Consider the following 9,645-nt stretch of genomic DNA (forward strand, 5'->3'; position numbering starts at 1 on the left):
CGCTTCACCGGGACGTATACCGGAGCTGATGCGCGATCTTGCAAGTATGGGACAACTTGTGAAATTACCGACGAGAAGGGGAAGGGCCTTCCCGAGAGTGGTAAAGGAGAGGCCCTGGAAATACCCCACAGCCCCGAAAAAGAGCCAGTCAGTTGCTTAACTGACTGGCATTACGACTTCGGTCGCTCTTTTTTTTACCTGATAAAATGAAGTTAAAGGACTGCGTCATGATTAAGAAAATTTTTGCCCTTCCGGTCATCGAACAAATCTCCCCTGTCCTCTCCCGTCGTAAACTGGATGAACTGGACCTCATTGTGGTCGATCATCCCCAGGTAAAAGCCTCTTTTGCATTACAGGGCGCACACCTTCTCTCGTGGAAACCTGCGGGTGAAGAAGAAGTTCTGTGGTTGAGCAACAACACACCGTTCAAAAATGGCGTCGCTATTCGCGGTGGCGTACCGGTTTGCTGGCCGTGGTTTGGTCCGGCGGCACAACAAGGTCTGCCTGCGCACGGTTTTGCCCGCAACCTGCCGTGGACGCTGAAATCACATCATGAAGATGCTGATGGCGTAGCGCTGACTTTTGAATTGACGCAAAGCGAAGAGACGAAAAAATTCTGTCCGCACGACTTTACGCTGTTAGCGCATTTCCGCGTGGGTAAAACCTGTGAAATCGATCTTGAATCACATGGCGAATTTGAAACCACCTCTGCCCTGCATACCTACTTTAACGTGGGTGATATCGCTAAGGTAAGCGTCAGTGGGCTGGGCGATCGCTTCATTGATAAAGTGAATGACGCGAAAGAAGATGTACTGACCGACGGTATTCAGACCTTCCCTGACCGTACCGATCGCGTGTATCTGAATCCGCAAGATTGCAGCGTGATTAATGATGAAGCGCTGAATCGTATTATCGCCGTAGGCCACCAGCATCATCTGAACGTTGTAGGCTGGAACCCGGGACCGGCGCTTTCAATTAGTATGGGCGATATGCCGGATGATGGCTACAAAACATTTGTTTGTGTAGAAACGGCTTACGCTTCAGAAACGCAAAAAGTCACCAAAGAGAAACCTGCACATCTGGCGCAATCCATTCGCGTTGCGAAACGTTAATTTGCGTTAATGTTGTGTGCCGGGTGCGATGCATCCGGCACGTATCAACATCACACCATATCCAGCGCAGTTTTTCCTTTTGGTGCCGGATACGCTTTATCCAGCATGGTTAATTCCGCTGACGAAAGTTCGACCTCAAGCACAGCCGCATTCTGTTGAACATGGGCAATCGTGGCCGCTTTTGGAATCGCCATCACACCCTGATGGCTGATTACCCTCGCCAACAATACTTGTGCCGAGCTGATATTGTGAGCATGTGCAATTTCGTTGACTACCGCGTTTTTAACAGTCCATTGCGCAACCGCCCGGCCTGGGCTAATGGACTGTAAGCCATCACCGGCATCTGCTGTTGCTGGCACCAGGGGAGTAGATCGTACTCAATCCCTCGTGAACCGAGATGGTAAAGCACCTGATTAGTGGCACACTGATTTCCCCCCGGCAGCTGCCAGAGTTCCTGCATATCAGCATAATCAAGGTTAGAAACGCCCCAGCGGCGGATTTTTCTCTGGGCGATCAATTTTTCCATCGCTGCAACAGTCTCTTCAAAAGCGAAACTGCCAGACCAGTGTAATAAGTAGAGATCGAGATAATCAGTATTGAGACGGCATAAACTGGCTTCGCATGCATTTATCGCTTTTTGCCTGCCAGCATTCCACGGATAGACTTTAGAGACGAGAAAGACGTTATCACGCAGACCGGTTAATGCTTCCCCAACCACCTTTTCGGCACCGCCATCGGCATACATTTCGGCGGTATCAATGAGGGTTAAACCGAGCTCAATGCCCGCGCGTAGTGCAGCAACTTCTGTTTTGCGCTGACTGGCATCTTCGCCCATATACCATGTTCCCTGCCCTATGGCTGGCAGTGAGACATCGCCACTAAATTGAATCATTTTTTGTTGCATTGTTTCCTCCCAGGTATTGCACCACCGTAATGCAAAACAAGGCGTGACGCCCTGTTTTTATGCACAAAATGCCCTGGAAAGATGCATTATCAGAATTTGTAGGTGATCCCGGTAGAAATCAGGCCAGTCCAGGATTTATCCACCATCGGGCTGTCAGTAACTTCATCAGACAGACGGGTATAGCGCGCGGTACCGTAAACACTCCAGTCGCCGAGGAAGTTGTAGCTGGCGCTCAGCTCCAGGTAAGGGCTCCAGCTGTCGTTCGGGTTATAGCCACGCAGACCGCTGCGAGCGGACTCTTTGCGCGATACGCCATAATAGTATTCGTTCTGGTTTTCGCTGTTCCACTGCACACCAATACCCGGAGTCACGGTCAGGCCACCGTTGGTGTAACGATACAACCAGGCCATATCCCAGACAATGCCGTTGCTGTTATCCAGGGTATCGCCAGCCAGGGTGGTACGCAGGTAACCGTACTGGGTAAAGTGAGCATAAGACAGACCAGCCATCATGGTGCTCTTACGGTCATCCAGGTGACGCATTTGGTGATCGCCACTGTCTTTCGCTTTGAAGTAAAGCGGCGACCAGTAAGCGGTAATTGAAAGTTTATCTGTTGCGTCATTCCACAGGTAGTAACCACCACCTAAGCCACGGAACCAGAAGTTATCGCCTTCATAGTTGATTACCGGTACTGGGTAAACATCGGTATCGTAATCTTTATATGGGTGCTCAACGACACCTACGCCTGCGCCCAAGGAAAATTTACCTTCAGCGTGCGCTACGCCTGCAGACGTTGCGATAAGCACTCCAAGTGCCAGAAGTTTGAGTTTGGTCACAATTAATCATTCCTTAAACAAATGTTTAGCGGGCGACAAAGTTTACCCGTCAATACATCGAAACCCAACCTTTTTACGTTTTCATTTTTTAAAGTAACTGTTTAATTTTCCTGCCGCGGATGACACCGCGCTTACAGCCAAATGAATTTAGCGTTACTGGCGAGCCTGGTCTTTACATTAATTATGCAAAATTTATGGATGAGTTGTTGATATGCCATTGAAATTAAGAAAGCCGTGCAGGCAAGTTTTCCATTTGCCATCTACGCTTAATTTTGAAGGTGTATCACCGGGCACGTTGTTCTCATCGTCGATAAAATGGCATGAGAGTTGCTGTGTTTTAGCAAGAGACGTCGTTCAGTTTACCTCTTCCGGGAGCCTCTACTATTCATATGAACGGCTCTTAACCTGTGCTAAAAAACGAAAGGACGGCATACCATGAATATATTCGATCACTATCGCCAGCGATATGAAGCTGCCAAGGACGAAGAGTTCACACTGCAGGAGTTTCTTACCACTTGTCGGCAAGATCGCAGTGCTTATGCCAACGCGGCTGAGCGGCTATTGATGGCTATCGGTGAGCCTGTCATGGTCGATACAGCCCAGGAACCCAGACTTTCTCGACTCTTTTCTAACCGGGTCATTGCACGTTATCCGGCGTTTGAAGAGTTTTACGGCATGGAAGACGCGATTGAACAGATTGTCTCTTATCTGAAACACGCGGCTCAGGGGCTGGAAGAGAAGAAACAAATCCTGTATCTGCTGGGGCCTGTGGGTGGGGTAAATCATCGCTTGCTGAGCGACTGAAATCATTAATGCAGCTCGTACCGATTTATGTATTGAGCGCCAACGGTGAGCGTAGCCCGGTCAACGATCATCCGTTCTGTCTTTTCAATCCGCAGGAAGATGCGCAGATTCTGGAAAAAGAGTATGGCATTCCTCGCCGTTATCTCGGCACCATCATGTCGCCGTGGGCGGCAAAACGCCTGCATGAATTTGGTGGCGATATCACTAAGTTCCGGGTAGTGAAGGTCTGGCCGTCAATTCTGCAACAAATTGCTATCGCCAAAACGGAACCCGGCGATGAGAACAACCAGGACATCTCCGCGCTGGTTGGGAAAGTCGATATTCGTAAACTCGAACACTACGCGCAGAATGACCCGGACGCCTACGGCTATTCCGGTGCGCTGTGCCGCGCCAATCAGGGGATCATGGAATTCGTTGAGATGTTTAAAGCACCGATAAAAGTGCTGCATCCCTTGTTAACCGCCACTCAGGAAGGTAACTACAACGGGACGGAAGGTATCTCCGCCCTGCCGTTCAACGGGATTATTCTCGCCCACTCGAACGAGTCCGAATGGGTCACTTTCCGTAATAACAAAAACAACGAAGCCTTCCTCGACCGTGTTTACATCGTGAAGGTGCCGTATTGCTTGCGCATTTCCGAAGAGATCAAAATCTACGAGAAATTGCTTAATCACAGTGAATTGACTCACGCCCCATGCGCCCCTGGCACGCTGGAAACACTGTCACGTTTTTCCATTCTTTCGCGCCTGAAAGAGCCAGAAAACTCCAGCATTTATTCAAAGATGCGGGTTTATGATGGCGAAAGTCTGAAAGACACCGATCCCAAAGCCAAGTCGTATCAGGAATATCGTGACTACGCCGGTGTCGATGAAGGGATGAACGGTCTGTCGACGCGTTTTGCGTTTAAGATCCTCTCCCGCGTGTTCAACTTCGATCATGTAGAAGTGGCGGCAAACCCGGTCCATCTGTTCTACGTCCTGGAACAGCAGATCGAGCGCGAGCAGTTCCCGCAAGAGCAGGCAGAACGCTATCTGGAGTTCCTGAAAGGTTATCTGATCCCGAAATATGCCGAGTTTATCGGCAAAGAGATCCAGACGGCCTACCTTGAATCCTATTCCGAATATGGGCAAAACATTTTCGACCGTTATGTTACCTACGCGGATTTCTGGATTCAGGATCAGGAGTATCGCGATCCGGATACCGGGCAGCTGTTTGACCGCGAGTCTCTTAACGCCGAGCTGGAGAAAATCGAGAAACCGGCGGGGATCAGTAATCCAAAAGATTTCCGCAACGAGATTGTTAACTTCGTACTGCGCGCCAGAGCGAATAACAGCGGACGCAATCCGAACTGGACCAGCTATGAAAAACTGCGCACGGTTATCGAGAAGAAAATGTTCTCCAATACCGAGGAGCTGTTGCCGGTTATCTCGTTTAACGCCAAAACGTCAACCGACGAGCAGAAGAAACACGACGACTTTGTCGACCGTATGATGGAAAAAGGCTACACCCGTAAACAGGTGCGTTTACTGTGCGAATGGTATTTGCGCGTACGTAAATCGTCTTAACAACCCTGGCCCGGTACACATGCTACCGGGCCTACAACGACAGCGAACCGTGGGCCAGAGAAATGGCAACACAGGCGTAGCATACAGTTGGCAAATGTAGTACGGGGGGCATATGACCTGGTTTATTGACCGGCGTCTGAACGGCAAAAACAAAAGCATGGTGAATCGCCAGCGTTTTTTACGCCGTTATAAAGCGCAAATTAAACAGTCGATCTCCGAGGCCATGAATAAGCGTTCGGTGACTGACGTAGACAGCGGCGAATCCGTATCCATTCCCACGGAAGATATTAGCGAACCGATGTTTCATCAGGGGCGTGGCGGCCTGCGCCACCGCGTACATCCGGGCAATGACCATTTCGTCCAGAACGACCGAATTGAACGTCCCCAGGGTGGCGGCGGAGGTTCCGGCAGTGGTCAGGGCCAGGCCAGCCAGGATGGTGAAGGTCAGGATGAATTTGTCTTTCAGATTTCGAAAGATGAGTATCTTGATCTGCTCTTTGAAGATTTGGCCTTACCGAATCTGAAACAAAACCAACAACGCCAGCTGACCGAATATAAAACGCATCGGGCGGGTTATACCGCTAACGGCGTTCCAGCCAATATCAGCGTTGTGCGTTCCTTGCAGAACTCACTGGCGCGACGCACAGCCATGACGGCGGGCAAGCGACGGGAACTTCATGCGCTGGAAGAGAATTTGGCCATCATCAGCAACAGTGAACCTGCGCAACTGCTGGAAGAGGAACGTCTGCGCAAAGAAATTGCAGAATTACGTGCCAAAATTGAACGCGTCCCTTTTATTGACACCTTCGATTTACGTTACAAGAACTACGAGAAGCGGCCCGATCCCTCCAGCCAGGCAGTGATGTTTTGCCTGATGGACGTTTCCGGTTCAATGGATCAATCCACTAAAGATATGGCTAAGCGTTTTTATATTCTGCTGTATCTGTTCCTCAGCAGAACGTATAAGAACGTGGAAGTCGTATACATCCGCCATCATACCCAAGCGAAAGAAGTCGATGAACATGAGTTTTTCTACTCGCAGGAAACAGGCGGCACCATTGTTTCCAGCGCCCTGAAACTGATGGATGAGGTAGTGAAAGAGCGTTATAACCCGGCACAGTGGAATATTTACGCTGCACAAGCATCGGACGGCGATAACTGGGCCGATGACTCTCCGCTTTGCCATGAAATCCTGGCGAAAAAATTATTACCTGTTGTTCGTTATTACAGCTATATCGAAATTACCCGTCGTGCACATCAGACATTGTGGCGAGAATATGAGCATCTGCAATCTACTTTCGACAACTTTGCGATGCAGCACATCCGCGACCAGGATGATATTTATCCGGTGTTCCGTGAACTGTTTCATAAACAAAATGCAACAGCTAAAGACTAAAACTATCAGCCAGGTCATTATCGCCTGGCTGATTTTTAGCTTACTGTAAATTATCTCATTTATTACATACATTAGCTTACAATCGCTTTAAATATGACAGCATAACCTTTACATAATTTAGTTCCAGAAAACAATCATTCGGAAAAATGATTCAGTCAACACGTATTTCCATGGGGTTATTCTTTAAATATTTTTTATCGTTGACGAAAATTGATCCTGGTCAAAACTATATATCTCTGCCATCAATAAAATCCAGCACTCACATTGCTCTCCTTTTTATGGTTTCTATGGGTACACAAAAATTAAAAGCTCAAAGCTTTTTTATTTTCAGTTTATTGCTGACATTAATTTTATTTTGCATTACTACCTTATATAACGAAAACACAAATGTAAAACTCATCCCACAGATGAATTACCTGATGGTTGTTGTGGCTTTGTTTTTCCTTAACGCCGTCATTTTTCTTTTCATGTTAATGAAATATTTCACTAACAAACAAATTTTACCAACACTCATTTTAAGCCTTGCATTCTTAAGTGGCCTTATCTATTTAGTTGAAACCATTGTAATTATCCATAAACCAATTAACGGCAGTACACTGATCCAGACAAAGTCGAATGATGTTTCTATTTTCTATATTTTCCGCCAACTCAGTTTTATTTGTTTAACCTCGCTGGCACTCTTTTGTTATGGAAAAGACAACATCCTTGACAACAATAAGAAAAAAACGGGAATCCTGTTGCTGGCGTTGATTCCTTTTTTAGTTTTTCCCCTTCTGGCACACAATCTGAGCAGTTATAACGCTGACTATTCTTTGTATGTCGTCGACTACTGTCCGGACAACCATACTGCGACCAGGGGAATCAACTATACAAAAATATTGGTTTGTCTGTGGGCATTTTTACTGTTCTTTATTATCATGCGTACACGATTAGCCAGCGAACTATGGCCGTTAATAGCATTATTATGTCTGGCATCGCTATGCTGCAACTTACTTCTACTGACTCTGGATGAGTATAATTACACCATCTGGTATATCAGTCGCGGGATTGAAGTTTCCAGTAAACTGTTTGTTGTGTCTTTTCTGATTTATAACATTTTTCAGGAGCTGCAACTCTCCAGCAAACTGGCAGTTCATGATGTGCTGACCAATATTTATAATCGGCGCTACTTTTTCAACAGCGTAGAGTCATTATTGTCGCGACCTGTTGTTAAGGACTTCTGTGTCATGCTGGTTGATATTAATCAGTTCAAACGCATCAATGCCCAATGGGGACATCGTGTGGGTGATAAAGTGCTGGTTTCAATTGTCGATATTATCCAGCAAAGCATCCGCCCTGATGATATTTTAGCGCGACTGGAGGGTGAGGTGTTTGGCTTGCTATTTACCGAACTCAATAGTGCCCAGGCAAAAATCATTGCGGATCGTATACGTAAAAATGTCGAACTCCTGACCGGCTTTAGTAACAGATATGATGTTCCTGAACAAATGACCATCAGTATTGGCACGGTTTTTTCAACGGGTGACACGCGTAATATCTCGCTTGTCATGACGGAAGCAGATAAAGCCTTACGCGAAGCGAAAAGCGAGGGGGGCAACAAAGTGATTATTCATCATATTTAAGTGCAAAAATATTCAGAGCCATGCTTTTTGCGTGGCTTTTGCATACAATTTATTACTATTACCCCTAAATTTCCCCTCCCCAGCGGCGCAGAGATGAGTATAATTAGCGCCCCTGTGCCAGGCCGCAATCGAACTTTATCTGGTTTTCTCGTTTCACTAACCGAAGGAGTGCCATTTATCATGAAATTGCACCATAGAATGCTCCGGCATTTTATCGCCGCAAGTGTCATTGTGCTGACATCTTCCTTCCTTATTTTTGAACTTGTCGCCAGCGACAGAGCAATGAGTGCCTATCTGCGCTATATCGTGCAGAAAGCAGACTCCTCCTTTCTTTATGATAAGTATCAGAATCAGAGTATTGCCGCGCATGTGATGCGCGCTCTCGCTGCTGAGCTGTCGGAAGTGTCGCCAGAACAGCGGCGCGCCATCTGCGAGGCTTTTGAGTCTGCCAATAATACCCATGGCTTAAACCTGACTGCTCATAAATACCCGGGCTTACGCGGCACACTACAAACCGCATCCACTGACTGCGACACAATTGTGGAAGCTGCAGCACTATTACCCGCTTTTGATCAGGCAGTGGAAGGCAACCGCCACTAGGATGATTACGGTTCAGGTCTTGGGATGGCCGAAGAGAAATTTCACTATTATCTCGATCTCAATGACCGCTATGTCTATTTTTATGAGCCGGTTAATGTTGAATACTTTGCGATGAATAACTGGTCCTTCCTGCAGTCAGGAAGTATTGGTATCGATCGCAAAGATATTGAAAAGGTATTTACCGGGCGTACCGTATTGTCGAGCATTTACCAGGATCAGCGTACTAAACAGAACGTGATGAGTTTGCTGACGCCGGTGTATGTTGCAGGGCAGCTAAAAGGGATTGTGCTGCTGGATATTAACAAAAACAATTTGCGGAATATCTTTTACACTCATGACCGCCCTCTCCTCTGGCGTTTTCTCAATGTCACGCTAACCGATACCGATTCGGGGCGCGACATTATCATCAACCAGAGCGAAGATAATCTGTTCCAGTATGTCAGTTACGTCCATGACTTACCGGGCGGCATGAGGTGTACTGGCAATAGCGGACACTACCATTTGTTCTTTTTTTAAGCAGCCATCTGATGATATTTTTCCCTGAAGGCTGCCGGGGAGATATTCCCCAGACGAGAGTGACGACGCTGACGATTGTAGAAAATCTCAATGTATTCCCGTATTACTGAGATGGCTTCATCCCGGTTATTAAAACGATAGTGGCTCAGGCTCTCATTTTTCAGCGTTCCCCAGAAGCTTTCCATCGGAGCGTTGTCGTAACAGTGACCTTTACGCGACATTGATGTTTTCAGACCAGACTGCTCCTGTATGACCCGGTAATCGTATGCGCAGTACTGTGAACCTCGATC

5 protein-coding genes and 4 pseudogenes are annotated in these 9,645 nt (G+C 47.3%); 6 read left to right on the plus strand and 3 right to left on the minus strand.

Annotated elements, in window-relative coordinates; genetic code table 11:
* Positions 1-160: pseudogene (locus tag BFF42_RS04585) on the plus strand (IS4 family transposase); the annotation flags it as partial.
* A 67-nt stretch (positions 161-227) separates the two neighbouring features.
* Positions 228-1,112: a D-hexose-6-phosphate mutarotase gene (locus BFF42_RS04590; protein WP_004983283.1), complete on the plus strand. Its 885-nt coding sequence runs from the start codon at positions 228-230 to the stop codon at positions 1,110-1,112.
* Between the two features lie 50 nt (positions 1,113-1,162).
* Here the strand turns inward: BFF42_RS04590 and yeaE are convergent.
* A pseudogene (yeaE, locus tag BFF42_RS04595) lies at positions 1,163-2,016 on the minus strand (methylglyoxal reductase YeaE).
* 89 nt (positions 2,017-2,105) lie between these two features.
* Positions 2,106-2,852 carry a scaffolding protein MipA gene (mipA, locus tag BFF42_RS04600; RefSeq protein WP_000163771.1) on the minus strand — a complete coding sequence of 249 codons (747 nt, stop codon included), beginning with the start codon at positions 2,850-2,852 and terminating at the stop codon, positions 2,106-2,108.
* A 435-nt stretch (positions 2,853-3,287) separates the two neighbouring features.
* On the opposite strand from mipA, the pseudogene yeaG reads away from it, so the two are divergent.
* From yeaG to BFF42_RS04625, 4 genes and pseudogenes are all read left to right on the plus strand, one after another.
* A pseudogene (yeaG, locus tag BFF42_RS04605) lies at positions 3,288-5,221 on the plus strand (protein kinase YeaG).
* A 112-nt stretch (positions 5,222-5,333) separates the two neighbouring features.
* Positions 5,334-6,617: a YeaH/YhbH family protein gene (locus tag BFF42_RS04610; protein ID WP_000219706.1), complete on the plus strand. Its 1,284-nt coding sequence runs from the start codon at positions 5,334-5,336 to the stop codon at positions 6,615-6,617.
* A gap of 146 nt (positions 6,618-6,763) precedes the next feature.
* Positions 6,764-8,239, plus strand: coding sequence for a sensor domain-containing diguanylate cyclase (locus BFF42_RS04615; protein WP_000616430.1), 1,476 nt, complete (start codon positions 6,764-6,766; stop codon positions 8,237-8,239).
* A 180-nt stretch (positions 8,240-8,419) separates the two neighbouring features.
* A pseudogene (locus BFF42_RS04625) lies at positions 8,420-9,313 on the plus strand (GAPES1 domain-containing protein); the annotation flags it as partial.
* 38 nt (positions 9,314-9,351) lie between these two features.
* Here BFF42_RS04625 and BFF42_RS04630 read toward each other — a convergent pair.
* The coding region (locus tag BFF42_RS04630; RefSeq protein ID WP_146627975.1) for an integrase core domain-containing protein at positions 9,352-9,645 on the minus strand (294 nt) is incomplete at its 5' end.

This window comes from Shigella sp. FC1661, assembly GCF_001712525.1.
In the GTDB taxonomy this organism is placed as follows: Bacteria; Pseudomonadota; Gammaproteobacteria; order Enterobacterales; family Enterobacteriaceae; genus Escherichia; species Escherichia coli.